Genomic DNA, 16,627 nt, shown 5'->3' on the forward strand with positions numbered 1-16,627 from the left:
GGCGCGGGCGCCGGGCGCCTTCGCTACACCGTGTCTCCGGAGGTGCGCTCGAGCTCGTGGCTCAGCTCCTCCAGCTCGCTGCCGCCCGCCATCTGCCGGGTCAGTTCGTCCAGCGTGACGCTCTCCTTGGTGTGGCTGCCGGCCATGGCGCCCCGCTTCAGGAGGACGAACCGGTCACCGACGAGGTACGCGTGGTGCGGGTTGTGCGTGATGAGGACCACGCCGAGACCGGCGTCCCGGGCGGCCGCGATGTACTTCAGGACGACCCCGGACTGCTTGACGCCGAGCGCGGCCGTCGGCTCGTCCAGGACGAGGACCTTCGCGCCGAAGTGGACGGCGCGCGCGATGGCCACGCACTGCCGCTCGCCGCCGGACAGAGTGCCGATGGGCTGGTCCACGTCGCGCAGGTCGATGCCCATGCGGAGCAGCGCCGAGCGGGTCGTCTCGCGCATCAGCTTGACGTCGAGGCGCTTGAAGGGACCGGCACCGGTGGTCGGCTCGGAGCCCAGGAAGAAGTTGCGCCAGACCGGCATCAGGGGGACGACCGCGAGGTCCTGGTAGACGGTGGCGATGCCCCGGTCGAGGGCGTCGCGCGGGTTGGCGAGGGTGGTCTCCTCACCGTCCACCAGGAACCGCCCGGCGTCGTGCCGGTGCAGCCCCGCGATGATCTTGATGAGGGTGGACTTGCCGGCGCCGTTGTCACCGAGCACGCAGGAGATCTCGCCCGCGTGCACCTCCAGGGAGACGCCTTCCAGCGCCTTGATGTTGCCGTAGTACTTGGCCACGTCGTCCAGTTCGACGAGGGCCTGCCGGCCGGTTTCCTCGGGCCCTTCGGGGGCCTTGGGGGCCGTCATGTCGTCGCCTCCGCGCGCTTGCGTACCCATGCGTTGAGCAGGGTGGCCAGGAGCAGCATCGCTCCCAGGAAGAACTTGAACCAGTCCGGGTTCCACTCCGCGTACACGATGCCCTTGCTGGTCATGCCGAAGATCAGGGCGCCGACCGCCGAGCCGATCGCGGAGCCGTACCCGCCGGTGATCAGGCAGCCGCCGATGACGGCCGCGATGATGTAGATCAGCTCGTTGCCGACGCCCTCGCCGGACTGCACGACGTCGTAGCTGAACAGCAGGTGCTGCCCGGAGACCCAGGCGGCGAAGGCGACGCCGAGGTAGAGCCCGATCTTGGTGCGGACGACCGGGACGCCGACCGCGCGGGCCGCGTCCGCGCCGCCGCCGACGGCGAAGATCCAGTTGCCGAAGCGGGTGCGGAGCAGGATCCAGGTGGCGACGGCCACCAGTCCGGCCCACCACAGGAGCGTCACCTTGAGCTCGACGCCGCCGACGGTCCAGTAGGAGGCGAAGAGCTTGCGGGCGGAGGGGAAGCCCTCCATGTCGCCGATGCCCTTCGTGGAGACGGTTCCGCTGATGAGCTTGGTGAGGCCCAGATTGAGCCCGGTCAGCATCAGGAACGTGCCCAGCGTGATGATGAAGCTGGGCAGTTTCGTGCGGGTCAGCATGAAGCCGTTGAACGCGCCGAAGGCGAGCGTGACCAGCAACGACACGAAGACGCCGACCCAGACGTTGGCCGTCATCTGGTAGCTGAACATCGAGGAGACCAGCGCGGAGCTGGTGACCATCACACCGGCCGACAGGTCGAACTCGCCGCCGATCATCAGGAGCGCGACCGGAGCCGCCATGATCCCGATGGTGGAGGCCGCGTACAGCACGGTCCCGAAGCTGGTGACGCGCAGGAAGCTGTCGGCGACGACCGCGAAGAAGAGGAAGACGGCGAGCGCGCCGACGACCGAGCCCAGCTCCGGGCGGCCGAGGAGCTTGCGCAGCGGTGAGGTGCGCAGCAGCCGTTCGTCCACGACGGCGGTCGATCCGGGCCCGGCGGTCATCGGGTGCCCCGGTCGGCGTACTCGGCGAGCGTTCCGGCGTCCTTCGCGGTGATGATCTGCGGGCCGGTGAGGACGGGGCGGCCGCCGCCGAGGACGTTGCGGTTGTAGCGGTAGAGCCAGAGCAGGTCGACGGCCTCGTAGCCCTGGAGGTAGGGCTGCTGGTCGACGGCGAAGCCGAGGGTCTCGGACTTCAGCCCGGCGGCGACGGTGGCGTTGAGGTCGAAGGTGTCGACCTCGGCCTTGCTGCCGGCGGTCTTCTTCGCCTTGACGGCGGCGTCCGCGAAGGGCGCGCCGAGCGTGACGACCGCGTCGATGTCCTTGTCGGACTGGAGCTTCGCCTCGATGGACGCCTGGACGTCGGGCATGTTGGTGCCCTCCACGTACAGGTTCTGCATCTCGCCGTCGAAGGTCTTCTTCGCGCCGGCGCAGCGCTGCTCGTGGCCCACGTTGCCCTGCTCGTGCAGGATGCAGAGGGCCTTCTTGCGGCCGCGCTTGTTCAGCTCGTCGCCGACGGCCTCACCGGCGATGGACTCGTCCTGGCCGATGTGGGTGAGCGCACCGTACGCCTTGGACTCGGCGGAGCCGGAGTTCACCGTGATCACGGGGATGCCGGCGCGGACGGCCTTGGCGACGACGTCCTTCATGGCGTCGGGCTTGGCGAGCGTGACGATCAGCCCGTCGACCTTCTTGTCGATGGCCGCCTGGACCAGCTGGGCCTGCTGCTGGCCCTCGTCGCTCTTCGAGTACAGGAAGTTGATGTTGTCCTTCTTGGCCGCCATGTCGGCGCCCTTCTGGACGATGTCCCAGAAGGTGTCGCCGTCGCCCGAGTGGGTGACCATGGCGAAGGTCCAGCGGGGCGTGTTCACCGCGGCCCGGCCTTCGGCAGCGGCCTTGGCCGCACGCTCCTCCGCCCGCTTGCCGCCGGTGCTGCTGCATCCCATGAGGGACACCCCCAGCACCGCCGCAAGCACGGCGCCCATCGCACGTACCCCTGTCCGAACCCTTGCCACGACGCCGTGCCCTTCTTGTGCTGCTCGCTGTGCTGCTGCCGGTGGAGCCGGGGCCCTGTGGTCCCGGCCCGGCTGGGCAAGTATCCCCGAGCCCGCGCCGCCGCAACCCGGAGGGGCACGAAGAGGCCGGCGGCGCGTCGCTCACCAGCGCACCGGCAGGCGGCGCACCCCCCGGATCAGTGTGCCGGGCAGCCAGTCGAACGGGGCGGCCTCCGGGTCGGCCGCGAGGCCGGGGCAGCGTTCGAGGAGGGCGCGGATGGCGATGCGGCCCTCCATCCGGGCCAGCGGGGCGCCCAGGCAGAAGTGGATGCCGTGTCCGAAGGCGAGGTGGCCGCGGGGGTCCCGGCGGATGTCGAAGCGCTCCGGCTCCGGGTAGCGGGCCGGGTCGCGGTCGGAGCCCGCGAGGGAGACCAGGACCGCGTCGCCGGCCCCGATGGTCCGGGAGCCGACCTCGACCGGTTCCCGGGCGAACCGGAGGGTCGCCGTCTCCACGGGACCGTCGTAGCGGAGCATCTCCTCGACCGCGCCGTCGAGCAGGGAGAGGTCGGCGCGGAGCGCGGCGAGCTGGTCGGGGTGGGCGAGGAGGGCGCGTACACCGTTGGAGATGAGGTTGACCGTCGTCTCGTGGCCGGCGACGAGCAGCAGGAAGGCCATGCCGACCAGTTCGTCGGGCGACAGCGCGTCGTCGTCCTCGTGGCGGGCGGCGATCAGAGCGCTGAGCAGGTCGTCGCCGGGTGAGCGGCGCTTGTCCCGGATCAGCTCCGTGAGGTAGGCGCCCATGGCGCGGACCGCCTCGCCCTCCTCCACCGGGTTCGCGGGGACGACGACGCCGCTGGACAGCTTGCGGAAGGCCGACCGGTCCAGGTCGGGGACGCCGAGCAGTTCGCAGATCACGGTCATGGGGAGCGGGAAGGCGAGCGCGTCCACGAGGTCGGCGCGGCCCCCGGGGACCATCAGGTCGAGGAGTTCACCGGTGATCTTTTCGACGCGGGGGCGCAGCGCCTCGATCCGGCGGGCGGTGAACTCGCGGGCGACGAGCTTGCGCAGCCGGGTGTGGTCGGGAGGGTCCGTCTCCAGCATGTTCGCGTTGATCGGGTCGCCGCCGGTCTCGCCGGGCAGCGCCCGCCAGTCCTTGCCGAAACGCTGGTCGGCCAGGACGGCCCGGCCCTCGTCGTAGCCGACGACGAGCCAGATGCCGTCGAACTCGTCGGTGCGGACGAGGTGGACGGGTCCGGCCGCGCGCATCCGCTCGTAGTACGGGTACGGATCCGCGGTGAAGTCGGCCAACCCACTGAGATCCACATCGACGTCGGTCATGGGCCCGCCCTCCCGGTCGTGTCGAGCCGGCTCCGAGGGACCGGCCCGTTCAGCGTAGGCCGGGATGCCTGCGGGGGACGGGGGGCTTCAGGCCGGATTCGATCAGCTTTCGTCGTCCAGGAGTCCGGCGTCGTGGACGATCAGGGCGATCTGGACGCGGTTGTTGAAGCCGAACTTGGCGAGAATGCGGGAGACCTGGGTCTTCACCGTGGCGACGCTGAGGTAGAGCGCCGCGGCGATCTCCGCGTTGGACCGGCCCCGGCCCACGGCGACGGCCACCTCGCGCTCCCGGTCCGCGAGCAGCGCGATCCGCTCGCGCGCCCGGGCGGCCCGGTCGACGCGTTCCTCCTGCCCGGCGCCCGCCGCCCGGGCCATGAGCTGCCGGGTGACGGCGGGTGAGAGGACCGGGTCGCCGGCCGCGACCCGGCGCACCGACTCAACGATGCGGGCGGGCGGGGTGTCCTTGAGGACGAAGCCGGCGGCACCTGCGCGGATGGCGCGGAGCACCTGCTCGTCGGCGTGGAAGGTGGTCAGGACGACGATCTCCGGCGCGTCGGGCCGGGCGCGCAGCGCTTCGGTGGCGGTCAGGCCGTCCATGACCGGCATCCGGATGTCCATCAGGACCACGTCGGGCCGCAGCCGGTCGACCAGCTCCGCGGCCTCGCTGCCGTCGGCGCCCTCGCCCACGATGTCGATGTCGTCGGCGCCGCCCAGCATCAGGGTCAGCCCGGCCCGGACGAGCGGGTCGTCGTCGATGATCAGTAGCCGGACAGGCGCGTCGGTCATGACGCCCACGGTAGCCAGGCCCGCACCGCGAACCCGCCGCCGGGGGCGGGCCCGTGGTCGAGGCGGCCCCCGGCGAGGGTGGCCCGTTCGGTGAGGCCGATGAGCCCCTGGCCGGAGCCGGGGACCGGTGTGAAGGGTGCCGTGGGGGCCGGGTTGCGCACGTCCACGGTGATGCCCTGCCCGGGTCCGCCGGTGACGGCGACGGTGACCTCGGCGCCGGGGGCGTGCTTGCGGGCGTTGGTCAGCGCTTCCTGCGCGATGCGGTAGACGGTGCGCCCGGAGGCGGCGGGCACGGCGCCGGGGTCGGCGAGGCGGTTGTCCAGGGTGACCGCCATGCCCGCCTCCCGGGACTCGGCGACGAGGGCGTCGAGGGTGGCCAGGGTCGGCTGCGGGCGGTTGCCGTCGGTGTCGCGGGGGCCGCGGAGTACGCCGATGATCTCGCGGAGGTCCTGGAGCGCCTCGTGCGCGCTGTCCCGGATGACCCCGGCGGCGCGGGCGACCTCGGCCGGGGGCGCGTCGGGCCGGAACTCCAGGGCCCCGGCGTGGACGCTGAGCAGGGTCAGCCGGTGGGCGAGCACGTCGTGCATCTCCCGGGCGATCTCCTCACGGGCGAGCCGCTGGGCCTGCTCGGCGCGGAGGGCGGCCTCGGTCTCGGCGCGGACGGCGCGCTCCCGGAGGGAGACGACGAGCTGGCGCCGGGAGCGCACGATCATGCCCCAACTGAGGACGAGCAGGATCAGCAGGAGCCCGATGACGGTGGACGCCAGGAACGAGGAGTTCGGGTCCGGGCGCAGGTACGGCTGTACGGGGGCGACGGCCAGGGCCGCCACGCCGACGAGGGCGACCGGGCGGAACGGCCGGTGGACGGCCACGCTGAACAGCGCGACGAGCAGGGCGCCCGCCGCGACCGGTTCAATCGTGGACAGCAGGGTCAGGGCGACGGCGAGCCCGGCCGGCCAGCGGCGCCGGAACCACAGGGCGCAGCAGGCGGCGGCGCCGACGAGGGAGTCCACCAGCACGAAGGTGTCCGATGTGGTGGGGTCGGCCTCGATCGCGGCGAGCGTCGCCAGGCCGATGGCCGCCGCGCAGAGGAACGCCGTGAGGTCGACGGCCCAGTCCCGCACGGTGCGGCGGGACCGGCCGCGGTCGCCCGGCAGCTCGGGTCCGGCCATCGCCGAGGGCAGCAGCCAGGGGTACTCCGTACGCGTCATGTCGACAAAGCTACGCACGTGCGCGGCGGGATCCGGGGGTCCGGGGCGCGGGAGCGACCAAAGTCGCGGAGGCGGAGACTTTCGGACCCGGCGGGCAGCCCACCGGCCGACGCGGCGGCGCCGTCCCGGCGGCCAGGCTCGGGGCCATGAAGAAATTCTGCGAGACGGCCGGCTTCCTGGTCTTCGTCCAGGGGGTCGCCGGACTGCTCCATGTGTGGTTCGACTGGTTCCGCTTCTTCAACCTGGTGCAGCGGCTGCCGTTCGCCGCCGAGTACCCGCTCTTCGTGTCGATCGTGCTCGTGGTGGCGGGGGTCGCCGTCATGGTCGCGGCGGACGCGATCAAGGAGTGAGCCGGTCAGGGCGCACCCTGGTCCGCGCTGCGCCGCCCCCAGGCCGTTCCGGCCAGCACCAGCACGGCGCCCGCCGCCCCGGCGACGCCCAGGCGCTCGCCGCCGATCGCGATGGCGGCGGCGGCCCACAGCGGTTCCGTACCGAGCAGCAGGCTGACCCGGGACGGCGAGGTCCGGCGTACGGACCACATCTGCACGAAGAACGCGAAGAGCGTGCAGAACACCGAGAGGAAGAGCAGCCCGGCCCACTCCCGGGCACCGAATCCGGCGGCGACCGTCCAGGGTGCCGCCCCTGTCCCCGGCGCGGCGGCCAGCAGGGCGAAGACGGCGACGGCGCTGCCGAGCTGCACGGTCGTCAGGGACAGCGCGTCCGCGCCCTCGACCGACTTGATACGGGCCATGAGCAGGACGTGCAGCGTCCGGGCGAGGGCGGCGACCAGCATGAGCAGGTCACCGGCCGAAGGGCTGGTGAAGCCGCCGCCCTGAGTGAGCAGCACCACCCCGGCCACGGAGAGCCCGGCGGCGGCGAGGAAGGACCCGGTCGGCCGGGTCCGGGTGACGGCGGCCTCGGCGAGCGGGGTGAAGATCATGGTGAGGCTGATGATGAGCCCGGCGTTGGTCGCGGAGGTGTGCACGATGCCGTACGTCTCCACCAGGAAGATCCCGCTGAGCACGAGGCCCAGCAGCCCGGCGCCCCGCCACTGCGCCGCGCTCAGCGTGCGCAGCCTGCGCCACCCGGCGACCGCGAGGACGGGCAGCACGACGGCGAACCGCAGCACGAGCACGGCGACGACGGTGTGCGGAGTCGTGATGCCCTTGGCGGCGAGATAGCTGGATCCCCAGACCACCGCGACCAGCAGGACGGGCAGATCGGTGAGCCAGGCCCGGCGCGGCGGGGCGAGCAGGGGGGCGGGGACGGCGGCGGAGGACAACGGGGCTCCTGCTCTCTCCACAGGGACGACGTGGAGACGGCACCGGCTCGCACTGGGGAAGATCACGCTACCGGGCGCCCTCCTAGAATGACGAGCCCCCGGACGCGCCCCACGCGGGCCGCCCGCACCTCATCGGAGCACGGAGTCACCGGATGGCCGGAAATCGCCAGGACGGCAGGGTCGAGCGCGGCAACCGCACCCGGCAGCTGGTCCTCGCCCGGGCCGCGGCGGTCGCCTCGGTGGAAGGGCTCGACGGGCTGTCGCTGGGCCGGCTGGCCACGGATCTCCGGCTGAGCAAGAGCGGGGTGTTCGCGCTCTTCGGCTCCAAGGAGGAGCTTCAGCTGGCGACCGTGCGGGCCGCCGCCGCGGTCTACGACGAGCATGTGGTGGTCCCCACGCGTGAGACGCCCGCCGGGCTGGGCCGGGTGCGCCGGATGTGCGAGTCCTGGATCGCCTACTCGCGGGACCGGGTCTTCCCCGGCGGCTGCTTCTTCTACGCGGCACTCGCGGAGTTCGACGCCAGGGAGGGCGCGGTGCACGACGCGCTGCTGACGGCGCAGACGAACTGGTTCGCGTTCGTGGAGGCGCGGATCGTGGAAGCGCGGACACTGGGCGAGATCCGGGAGGACTGCGACGCGGCCCAGCTGGCCTTCGAGATCATCGCGTTCCTTGAGCTGGCGAACGGCGACTCCGTGCTGCGTGGCAACGCCGAGAGTTACGCCAGGGCGTGGCGCGCGATCCTGGGGCGGCTCCGGGCGGTCGCGGTGGACGCGTAGCACGCGTAGGAGCGGGTACGACCCGGCCAAACTAATAGCACGATCGTTCGTCTACTTGTAGGGTCATGGGCATCCGCCGCGGGGACCCGCGGTGGACGGCCCCGCGCACCAGGAGGAGATCGACCGTGCCGCAGATTCTCTGGAGCACCCGATGGCAGCCGGGTCCCGCCGCCCGGGCCGTGGAGCCCGGCGCCGAGGTGGTCGTCGGGGTCACCGAGTTCGTGACGCACCGCCCGTGGCGCACGTTCTCCGTCGGCACGGCGGGCATGCGGCTGCGCCGCACCTGGCCCCGGACGCCCGGCGCGGTCGGCATGTGGCTCTGGGTGGACATGGGCCCCCGGATGAACCGGTCCGGTTCGATCACCGTCTGGACGGCCCAGGAGCACCTGATGGGTTTCGTCGCCCGCCCCGACCACCGTGAGATCGTCCGCGCCCACCGGGACGGGGGCGCCCTGCGCTCGGCGACCTGGACGGCCCCTTTCACCAGCCACTCGGCGGTGTACGACTCCGCGTGGCGGCTGGTGTCCGGGGCGGCACCGTGGCCCGTGGACACGCCCTGACCTGTCTTCCGCCTACGAAGGGACCATCCATGGACATCATCGAGCTGGACCGGATCGCGGTGCTGGAATCCGTGCGCCTCGTCGGCCGCGCGGGCCCCGACGACTGGGACCGCCCCACCCCCTGCGACGCCTGGACGCTGCGCCGCCTGGTGGAGCACATGGGCACCCAGCACCTCGGCTTCGCCGCCGCCGCGCGGGGCGAGGGGGCGGACGCCGCCGCCTGGGCGCACCGGGCGGCCGGGGACGATCCGGTGGCCTGGTACCGGGGGACGGCCCGGACCGTGCTCGACGCGTTCGAGCGGCCGGGGGCGGCCGAGCGGCGGTTCGCGCTGCCGGAGATCAACACGGGGACGACGTTCCCCGGGGCCGTCGCGATGGGGTTCCACTTCATCGACTACGTCGTGCACTCCTGGGACGTGGCCGCGTCGCTCGGCCTGCCCCTCGCGCTGCCGGAGGAGGTGGTGGCGGCCGCCCTGCCCCTGGCGCTGCGCGTCCCGGACGGGGTCGCACGGGAGCGCCCGGGCGCCGCCTTCCGGCCATCGCTGCCGACGGCAAAGGGCGGCCCGCTCGCCCGCGTACTGGCGGCGCTCGGCCGCTCGCCCGACTGGCGCTGATGGTGCACGGATTCGGCGTCCGTTTCCCGCCGGTCCCCGGGGCGCCGAACGACTTTCCTGGTTCCTGTCAGCACGACCGGCAACGGACAGGAACCACGATGAACAGCACCCCTCCCCTCCCCCGCACCGCGCTCGTCACCGGCGGCAGCCGGGGCATCGGCGCCGCGACCGCCCTGCGGCTCGCCCGGGACGGCGCCGACGTGGCGCTGACCTACGTACGGCACGAGAGCGCCGCCGAGGAGGTCGTCGCCGCGATCGAGGCGACCGGCCGCCGCGCGGTCGCGCTGCGGGCCGACTCGGCCGACCCGGAGGCCGCCGCCTCGGCGGTGCACCGGGCGGCGGAGGAGCTCGGGCGGCTGGACATCCTGGTGAACAACGCCGGGATCGGCGTCCTCGGCCCCATCGGCACCCTCACGCCCGCCGATGTGGACCGGGTCCTCGCCGTGAACGTCCGGGCGGTGTTCCTCGCCTGCCGGGCGGCGGCCGAGGTGATGGAGCGCGGGGGCAGGATCATCTCCCTCGGTACGGCCCTGAGCCGGCACGCGGGCGGACCCGGAGGGACGCTCTACGCGATGAGCAAGTCCGCGCTCTCCGGCCTGACCAAGCCGCTCGCCCGCGAACTGGGCCCGCGCGGCATCACGGTCAACCTGGTCCAGCCGGGCGCCGTGGACACCGACATGAACCCCGCCGACGGCCCCTTCGCCGAGGGCCAGCGCGCGGCCAACGCGCTGGACCGGTTCGGCACGGCGGAGGAGGTCGCCGCGCTGATCTCGTACCTCGCGGGCGCGGAGGCCGCGTTCGTCACCGGGGCCGAGCTGGTCGTGGACGGCGGTCACGCCGCCTGACGCCGCCCTGCCGCCCGGCGCCTCCCCGCCTACGCTGGGCGGGGAGGCATGCCCCGTAACGGCAATGAGGAGAAGGGACGACCATGTCCGGTATCCCGGCGCACACCCTGAACGACGGCCGTACGATCCCGGCGGTCGGGCTCGGTACCTACCCGCTGGACGACGACGCGGCGGAGAAGGCCGTCTCCGGGGCCCTGGACCTCGGCTACCGGCTCGTGGACACCGCGCTGAACTACGGCAACGAGACCGGGACCGGGCGCGGCATCGCCCGCAGCGGAGTGCCACGCGAGGAGGTCTTCGTCACGACCAAGGTGCCCGGCCGGCACCACGGCTACGAGAAGACGCTCGCCTCGTTCGAGGAGTCCCGGAGCAACCTCGGCCTGGACTACGTGGACCTCTATCTCATCCACTGGCCGCTGCCCAAGGTAGGGCTTTACGTGGACACCTGGCGGGCGCTCATCAAGCTGCGCGAGGACGGGCTCGTCCGGTCGGTCGGGGTCTCCAACTTCACCGCGGAGCACCTGAGGCGGCTGGAGGAGGAGACGGGCGTGGTGCCCGCCGTCAACCAGATCGAGCTGCACCCCCGGCTGCCCCAGGAGGAGCTGCGCGCGGTGCACGCGGCGATGGGGATCGTCACGCAGAGCTGGAGCCCGCTGGGGCGCGGCCGGGACCTGCTGGCCGACCCGGAGGTGGTGGCGGTCGCCGAGGCGCACGGCGTCACCCCGGGCCAGGCGGTGCTGCGCTGGCACACCCAGCTCGGGGCGGTACCGATCCCGAAGTCGGCCGATCCGGGGCGGCAGCGGGAGAACCTGGACCTGTTCGGGTCCGAGCTGACGCCCGAGGAGCTGGGGCGGATCTCGAACGGGCGGCGGGAGCGGTTCGGCGGGGACCCCGAGGAACACGAGGAGTTCTGACGCCCCCGTGCTCCTCGGAGTGCGGGGCGGTCAGCCGCCGAGCTCCGCGTGGCGGGCGGCCAGCCGGGCCGCGCCGCGTGCGGTGAGCGAGCCGAAGAGGCGGAGCCGTGAGATTCCGCCGTCCGGGAAGATGTCGATCCGGACCTGGTTGGCACGCACCGCCTCCGGCAGGACGAAGCGGTGGTCGGTGTCGGGCTGGAGCCGGGTCCGGGGCAGGAACTCGGTCCACTCACCGGTCTCCCCGTCCCGGGCGGTGAGCCGCGCCCAGCCGGCGGCGTTGCCCTTGAGGCAGGCGGTGTCGATCCCGACGGCGCGGATGTCCGCCTCTTCCACCAGGTGGTAGTGGATCCAGTCGTTGCCCCGGTCGCGTCGGCGGCGGGTCTCCCAGCCGTCGTCCATCGTGTGGGAGCGGCCGGGCTGGATGGTGTTCGTCGCCGGGGAGTAGAAGCGGTCGGAGGCGTCCTCGACCCGGCCGCCGTTCTCCAGGGCGACGACGTCGAACGTACCGAGCGCGGCCAGCCAGGCGGGGTCCGGGGCGACCTCGCCGTAGACCCTCAGGCGGGCGATGCCGCCGTCCGGGTGCTGGTTGAGCCGCAGGTGTGTGAAGCGGCGCTCCACGTCGACGGCGAACCCGTTGGCCGCGTGGCCGCCCACGGCGGTGCGGGGGACGAGCGTCGTCCACTTCACGTCCGGGGCGAGCAGTTCTTGCGGCGAGGGCGAGCCGGGCAGCGAGACGGCCTCGACGGAGACGGCCTGCGGGTAGTTGCCGCGGAAGTGGGCGGTGTCCACGACCAGGCCGCGCACGATGCCGGGGGCGCCGAGCCGGATCAGCGCCCAGTCGTGGTCCTCGTCCACCGGGTGCGGCCGCGCGGCGCTCGCACCGCGCCGGCGGCGGGTCTCCCAGCCGTCCATGATCTTGCCCTTGTGCCCGAAGCGCTCCGGGTCGAAGTGTGCGGGCTCCGGCTTGAGCAGGTTCTCGCGCTCGGCGAAGAACTCGTCGTTGGCCGCGATCACGCCCGCCCCGAGCCGCCGGTCGGCGAGGTCCACGAGGTGGGTGAAGGGGTGGTCGGCGGTGCGGTAGTCGGCGTACGGGTCGCCGCCGCCGTACGGGTTCGCGTCGCCGGTGAAGTGCGCTGTCGCCGTCATGCCTGGGGGTCCCTTGTCTGGAGGCGGCCGGTGGGTTCGGAGAGGACGCCGTCGGCGGCGATGCGTACGCCGCGCAGCCAGGTCGAGCGCACCACGCCGTGCAGGGTGCGGCCGGCGTACGCGGTGACCTGGTTGCGGTGGAAGAGCTCGGCCGGGTCGACGGTGAAGGTGGCGTCGGGCGCCAGGACCGCGAAGTCGGCGTCGCGGCCCGCCTCGATGGCGCCCTTGTGGTGCAGCCCGGCCAGGGCGGCGGGGGCGGCGGACATCCAGCGGGCGACGTCGTCCAGGGTGTGGCCGCGCCGGCGGGCCTCGGTCCAGATGGCGGGCAGGCCGAGCTGGAGGGAGGAGATGCCGCCCCAGGCGGAGGCGAAGTCCGGGGTCTTGAGGTCGGTGGTGCACGGCGAGTGGTCGGAGACGATGCAGTCGATGGTGCCGTCGGCCAGTCCCTGCCACAGGGCGTCCTGGTTGGCGGCCTCCCGGATCGGCGGGCAGCACTTGAACTCGGTGGCCCCGTCGGGGACCTCCTCGGCAGTGAGGGTGAGGAAGTGCGGGCAGGTCTCGACGGTGAGCCGGACGCCCTCGCGCCGGGCGGCGGCGATCAGCGGCAGCGCGTCGCTGGACGACAGGTGCAGGACGTGGACGCGGGCGTTCAGCCGCCGGGCGTGGGCGATCAGGCCCTCGATGGCGGTGTTCTCCGCGTCGCGCGGCCGGGACGCCAGGAAGTCCGCGTAGGCCGGTCCGGCCTGCTGCGGCGCGGAGGCCAGGTGGTGGGGGTCCTCGGCGTGCACGATGAGCAGCCCGCCGAAGCCGGCGATCTCGGCCATGGACCGGGCCAGCTGCTCCTGGTCCAGCTCGGGGAACTCCTCGACGCCGGACGGCGACAGGAAGCACTTGAAGCCGAACACCCCGGCCTCGTACAGCGGGCGCAGGTCCTTGACGTTGGTGGGGACCGCGCCGCCCCAGAAGCCGGTGTCGACGTGCACCTTGGGCTCGGCGACGCCCTGCTTGACCCGCAGGTTCCCGACCGTGGTGGTGGGCGGCAGCGAGTTGAGAGGCATGTCGAGCAGCGTGGTGATGCCGCCGGCCGCCGCCGCGCGGGTGGCGGTCCAGAAGCCCTCCCACTCGGTGCGGCCGGGGTCGTTCACGTGGACGTGGGTGTCCACGAGGCCGGGCAGGAGGACGTCGTCCCCGAAGTCCTCGACGCGGGCACCGGCCGGGGCCTCGGTGTCGTACGGAAGTACGGCGTCGATGGTCCCGCCGGTGACGGCGACCGATGCGGGCCGGGTCCCCTCGGGGGTGACGACGCGCGTCGAGCGCAGTAGCAGCTTCACGTCCGGACCGGACACCGGTGCTCCTCACGTCGCAATTTCAACGAACTGTTGAAGGAGTCTTCACTCGGGAACGCGACCCGTCAAGACCTCACCCTCGCACCCGGGCGCATCCGGAGCCGCACTGGAGGTTTCCACGAAGTAAAAGGTCAATTTCGGACTGCGGAACGTAGAATGGGCCAGGTGCCGCACGGCCGGAGCGCCGCGCGGCCTGCGGACACCCGGACAAACGGGCGCTGACCGGCCACGACAGCCCCCGTCGACTGTGGGCCGGTCGGCAAGGGCCCGGTAGGCTGCTGCCTTGCTCCCCCGCTTCGAAAGGACCGTTGACGTGCCGCCGTCCCACGCCAGCACTTCCGACTCCAAGCCCGCCGGTTCCAGCGGTGGTGTGCAGTCCCTTGAGCGCGCCTTCGACCTGCTGGAGCGGATGGCCGACGCGGGGGGCGAGGTCAGCCTGAGCGAGCTCTCCGCGAGCAGCGGACTCCCGCTGCCCACGATCCACCGCCTGATGCGGACGCTGGTCCTGTGCGGTTACGTACGTCAGCAGCCGAACCGGCGTTACGCACTCGGCCCTCGCCTCATCCGCCTCGGCGAGTCCGCCGCACGGCTGCTCGGCACCTGGGCGCGCCCCTACCTGGCCCGGCTGGTCGAGGAGACCGGCGAGACGGCCAACATGGCGCTGCTCGACGGCGACGAGATCGTGTACGTGGCGCAGGTGCCGTCCAAGCACTCGATGCGCATGTTCACCGAGGTGGGCCGCCGGGTGCTGCCGCACTCCACGGGCGTCGGCAAGGCGCTGCTCGCGCACACCCCGCCCGACGAGGTGCGCGCCCTGCTCGCCCGCACCGGGATGCCCGCCGCCACCGAGAAGACGATCACCACGCCCGACGGCTTCCTGGAGGCGCTGGAGCAGGTGCGCCGGGTGGGCTACGCGGTGGACGACAACGAGCAGGAGATAGGGGTCCGCTGCCTGGCGGTCTCGGTGCCCGACTCCCCCACCTCCGCCGCCATCTCGATCTCCGGCCCGGCGGGCCGGGTCACCGAGGCGGCCACCGAGCGGATCGTGCCGATCCTCCAGCAGGCGGCCAGGGAGCTGTCGGACGCGCTGGCGAGCAGCGGCGCCGCGGGCTGAGAGGCGTTGAGGCGGGCCCGGACCTCTCGGAGGTCCGGGCCCGCCCGCGTTTCAGGCGAGCGCCGAGGCCGTGAGCCGCCCGTCCAGCATGGTGACCGTCCGGTCCACGCGGTCCAGGTGGGCGCGGTCGTGCGTGACCAGGACCGTCGCCGTGGACCGCTGCCGGGTCAGCGTCACCAGCAGGTCCAGGACGGCCGCGCCGCGCTCGTGGTCGAGGGCGCTGGTCGGCTCGTCCACGAGCAGCAGGGCCGGGTCGTTCATCAGGGCCCGGGCGATGTTGATCCGCTGGCGCTGCCCGCCGGAGAGCTGGTGGGGCCTGCGGCCGGCCTGCCCGGCGAGGCCGACCGCTTCGAGCAGGTCGAGCGCGCGGGCCCGGGCGGCACCGGCCCGGCCGCCCGAGAGATGCGTCATGACCTGGAGCTGTTCGACGGCGGTGAGGGACGGGAGCAGGTTGGGCTGCTGGAAGACGATGCCGACGTGCTCCCGCCGCAGCGCCGCCTTCTCCGCGCGCCCGAGCCCCGTGGTGTCCGTACCGGCGACGACGACCGCCCCGCCGTCCGGGGGGACCAGGGTCGCGGCCACCGCGAGGAGGCTCGACTTGCCGGAGCCGGACGGGCCGACGACGGCGGTGAGGGTGCCGGCGGGCACGTCGAGCGCGACGCGGTCCAGCGCGGTGAGCCGCCCGTCGCCGTCCGGGTAGGTGAGGGTGACATCGGTGAGCGTGAGGGTCATCGGGCACTCCCGAGCGCGGTGAGCGGGTCGACGGCGGTGACCCGCCGGATGGACAGGGTGGCCCCGGCCGCGCCGAGCGCGATCATCACGGCGGCCGGGACGAGGACCGTCGCCGTGTCCAGGACGAACGGCACGGGCCCTTCGGCGACCAGGGCGCCGATGCCGGAGGCGAGGGCGGTGCCCAGACCCGTACCGGCGGCGAGCATCACGACGGCCTGCCCGAGCGCGTCCCGCAGCAGATACGGCGTTGAGGCGCCCAGCGCCTTGAGCACGGCGACGTCACCGCTGCGCTGGATCGTCCAGACGGTGAAGAACGCGCCGATGACCAGGGCGGAGATGGCGAAGAGGAAGCCGCGCATCAGCTGGAGGGAGCCGTTCTCGGCCTGGTAGGAGCCGATGGCGGTCAGGGAGTCGCCCAGCGAGAGCGTGCGGGTGCCCGCCGCCCGGTCACCGGCGGCGAGATCGGCGGCGGAGGTGGCGGTCAGGGCGATCACGGTGGCGCGCCCGTCCCCGCTCCCGGCCCGCCGCCAGTCGGCGAGGTCGGTCCAGACGACCGGGGTGTGGCTGTACGAGGCGTCACCCGCGACGGCGGCCACGGTGGCCTCCCGGCCGCCGAGGGCCAGCCGGTCGCCGGGACGTACGCCCAGCTCGTCGGCGCCCCCGCGCGAAAGCACCACCTCGCCCGGGCCGACCCGGGCGGGCGCCAGGGGGCTGCCGGGCTCGACGCCGAACGCGGAGACGGCGGCGGTGCGCTTCCCCGTACCGGCGGTGGCGTTCAGGGTGCGGATGCCGAGCGGGTGCGCGGACTCCACGCCGGGCCGCCCGGCCCAGGCGCGTACGGCGTCCTCACCGACGGCCGAGTCGGCGAAGGACACCGACCGGCCGTCCGGCGGGGCGGCGAACGCGAGGTGGTCGGCGTTCAGCCCGGTGACGGCCGAGGTGTTCTCCCGGGCCAGCCCGGCGGTCAGGCCGGACAGCAGGCCCACGAGCAGCGTGATCAGCACGATCACCGTGCCCATGAGCGCGAACCGGCCCTTGGCGAACCGTAGGTCTCTCCATGCGACGAACATGGATCCA

At 73.2% G+C, this 16,627-nt stretch carries 18 protein-coding genes; 7 read left to right on the forward strand and 11 right to left on the reverse strand.

The window, feature by feature from the left end; genetic code table 11:
* Positions 1–23: 23 nt before the first annotated feature.
* From ACLQ2N_RS05855 to ACLQ2N_RS05880, 6 genes are all read right to left on the reverse strand, one after another.
* Positions 24–854 carry an ATP-binding cassette domain-containing protein gene (locus ACLQ2N_RS05855; protein WP_425809728.1) on the reverse strand — a complete coding sequence of 277 codons (831 nt, stop codon included), beginning with the start codon at positions 852–854 and terminating at the stop codon, positions 24–26.
* Positions 851–1,897: an ABC transporter permease gene (locus ACLQ2N_RS05860; RefSeq protein WP_365687168.1), complete on the reverse strand. Its 1,047-nt coding sequence runs from the start codon at positions 1,895–1,897 to the stop codon at positions 851–853. Before ACLQ2N_RS05860 ends, ACLQ2N_RS05855 begins: the two co-directional genes overlap by 4 nt.
* Positions 1,894–2,877 carry a sugar ABC transporter substrate-binding protein gene (locus tag ACLQ2N_RS05865; RefSeq protein WP_425809731.1) on the reverse strand — a complete coding sequence of 328 codons (984 nt, stop codon included), beginning with the start codon at positions 2,875–2,877 and terminating at the stop codon, positions 1,894–1,896. The genes ACLQ2N_RS05860 and ACLQ2N_RS05865 overlap by 4 nt, the downstream gene beginning before the upstream one ends.
* 171 nt (positions 2,878–3,048) lie before the next feature.
* Positions 3,049–4,224: a cytochrome P450 family protein gene (locus ACLQ2N_RS05870; RefSeq protein WP_425809733.1), complete on the reverse strand. Its 1,176-nt coding sequence runs from the start codon at positions 4,222–4,224 to the stop codon at positions 3,049–3,051.
* A gap of 102 nt (positions 4,225–4,326) precedes the next feature.
* Positions 4,327–5,010 carry a response regulator gene (locus ACLQ2N_RS05875; RefSeq protein ID WP_425809735.1) on the reverse strand — a complete coding sequence of 228 codons (684 nt, stop codon included), beginning with the start codon at positions 5,008–5,010 and terminating at the stop codon, positions 4,327–4,329.
* Positions 5,007–6,221: a sensor histidine kinase gene (locus tag ACLQ2N_RS05880; protein ID WP_425809737.1), complete on the reverse strand. Its 1,215-nt coding sequence runs from the start codon at positions 6,219–6,221 to the stop codon at positions 5,007–5,009. Before ACLQ2N_RS05880 ends, ACLQ2N_RS05875 begins: the two co-directional genes overlap by 4 nt.
* 146 nt (positions 6,222–6,367) lie before the next feature.
* Here ACLQ2N_RS05880 and ACLQ2N_RS05885 point away from each other — a divergent pair, with 146 nt between their 5' ends.
* Positions 6,368–6,571, forward strand: a complete 204-nt coding sequence (locus ACLQ2N_RS05885; RefSeq protein WP_425809739.1) for a hypothetical protein — start codon at positions 6,368–6,370, stop codon at positions 6,569–6,571.
* Between the two features lie 5 nt (positions 6,572–6,576).
* Here the strand turns inward: ACLQ2N_RS05885 and ACLQ2N_RS05890 are convergent, their stop codons facing one another.
* A complete protein-coding gene (locus ACLQ2N_RS05890) occupies positions 6,577–7,503 on the reverse strand; it encodes a DMT family transporter (RefSeq protein WP_425809741.1) in 927 nt (308 codons plus the stop codon).
* Between the two features lie 152 nt (positions 7,504–7,655).
* Between ACLQ2N_RS05890 and ACLQ2N_RS05895 the strand changes: the two genes are divergently transcribed.
* The 5 genes from ACLQ2N_RS05895 (at position 7,656) to ACLQ2N_RS05915 (ending at position 11,212) form a co-directional block, all read left to right on the forward strand.
* Positions 7,656–8,279 (forward strand): TetR/AcrR family transcriptional regulator, encoded by a 624-nt coding sequence (locus tag ACLQ2N_RS05895; RefSeq protein ID WP_425809743.1) that lies wholly within the window; start codon positions 7,656–7,658, stop codon positions 8,277–8,279.
* 125 nt (positions 8,280–8,404) lie between these two features.
* Positions 8,405–8,839, forward strand: coding sequence for a hypothetical protein (locus ACLQ2N_RS05900; protein WP_425809745.1), 435 nt, complete (start codon positions 8,405–8,407; stop codon positions 8,837–8,839).
* A gap of 29 nt (positions 8,840–8,868) precedes the next feature.
* A complete protein-coding gene (locus ACLQ2N_RS05905; RefSeq protein ID WP_425809747.1) occupies positions 8,869–9,453 on the forward strand; it encodes a TIGR03086 family metal-binding protein in 585 nt (194 codons plus the stop codon).
* 98 nt (positions 9,454–9,551) lie between these two features.
* Positions 9,552–10,298, forward strand: a complete 747-nt coding sequence (locus tag ACLQ2N_RS05910) for an SDR family oxidoreductase (protein ID WP_425809749.1) — start codon at positions 9,552–9,554, stop codon at positions 10,296–10,298.
* Positions 10,299–10,381: 83 nt separating this feature from the next.
* On the forward strand, positions 10,382–11,212 hold the full coding sequence (locus tag ACLQ2N_RS05915) for an aldo/keto reductase (RefSeq protein ID WP_425809751.1): 831 nt from the start codon (positions 10,382–10,384) through the stop codon (positions 11,210–11,212).
* A gap of 30 nt (positions 11,213–11,242) precedes the next feature.
* Here the strand turns inward: ACLQ2N_RS05915 and alc are convergent, their stop codons facing one another.
* Both alc and allB read right to left on the reverse strand, forming a co-directional pair.
* Entirely contained in the window at positions 11,243–12,358 is a 1,116-nt protein-coding gene (alc, locus tag ACLQ2N_RS05920; protein ID WP_425809753.1) for an allantoicase, read from the reverse strand.
* On the reverse strand, positions 12,355–13,704 hold the full coding sequence (allB, locus tag ACLQ2N_RS05925; protein ID WP_425809755.1) for an allantoinase AllB: 1,350 nt from the start codon (positions 13,702–13,704) through the stop codon (positions 12,355–12,357). The genes alc and allB overlap by 4 nt, the downstream gene beginning before the upstream one ends.
* Before the next feature lie 313 nt (positions 13,705–14,017).
* On the opposite strand from allB, the gene ACLQ2N_RS05930 reads away from it, so the two are divergent.
* Complete coding sequence (locus tag ACLQ2N_RS05930) at positions 14,018–14,818, forward strand: IclR family transcriptional regulator (protein ID WP_425809757.1); 801 nt, start codon at positions 14,018–14,020, stop codon at positions 14,816–14,818.
* A gap of 51 nt (positions 14,819–14,869) precedes the next feature.
* Here the strand turns inward: ACLQ2N_RS05930 and ACLQ2N_RS05935 are convergent, their stop codons facing one another.
* Both ACLQ2N_RS05935 and ACLQ2N_RS05940 read right to left on the reverse strand, forming a co-directional pair.
* Positions 14,870–15,550, reverse strand: coding sequence for an ABC transporter ATP-binding protein (locus ACLQ2N_RS05935; protein ID WP_425809759.1), 681 nt, complete (start codon positions 15,548–15,550; stop codon positions 14,870–14,872).
* A complete protein-coding gene (locus ACLQ2N_RS05940) occupies positions 15,547–16,620 on the reverse strand; it encodes an ABC transporter permease (RefSeq protein WP_425809761.1) in 1,074 nt (357 codons plus the stop codon). The genes ACLQ2N_RS05935 and ACLQ2N_RS05940 overlap by 4 nt, the downstream gene beginning before the upstream one ends.
* Positions 16,621–16,627 lie beyond the last annotated feature (7 nt).

Origin of the sequence: Streptomyces sp. DT224, from assembly GCF_049844595.1 — a bacterium.
In the GTDB taxonomy this organism is placed as follows: Bacteria; Actinomycetota; Actinomycetes; order Streptomycetales; family Streptomycetaceae; genus Streptomyces.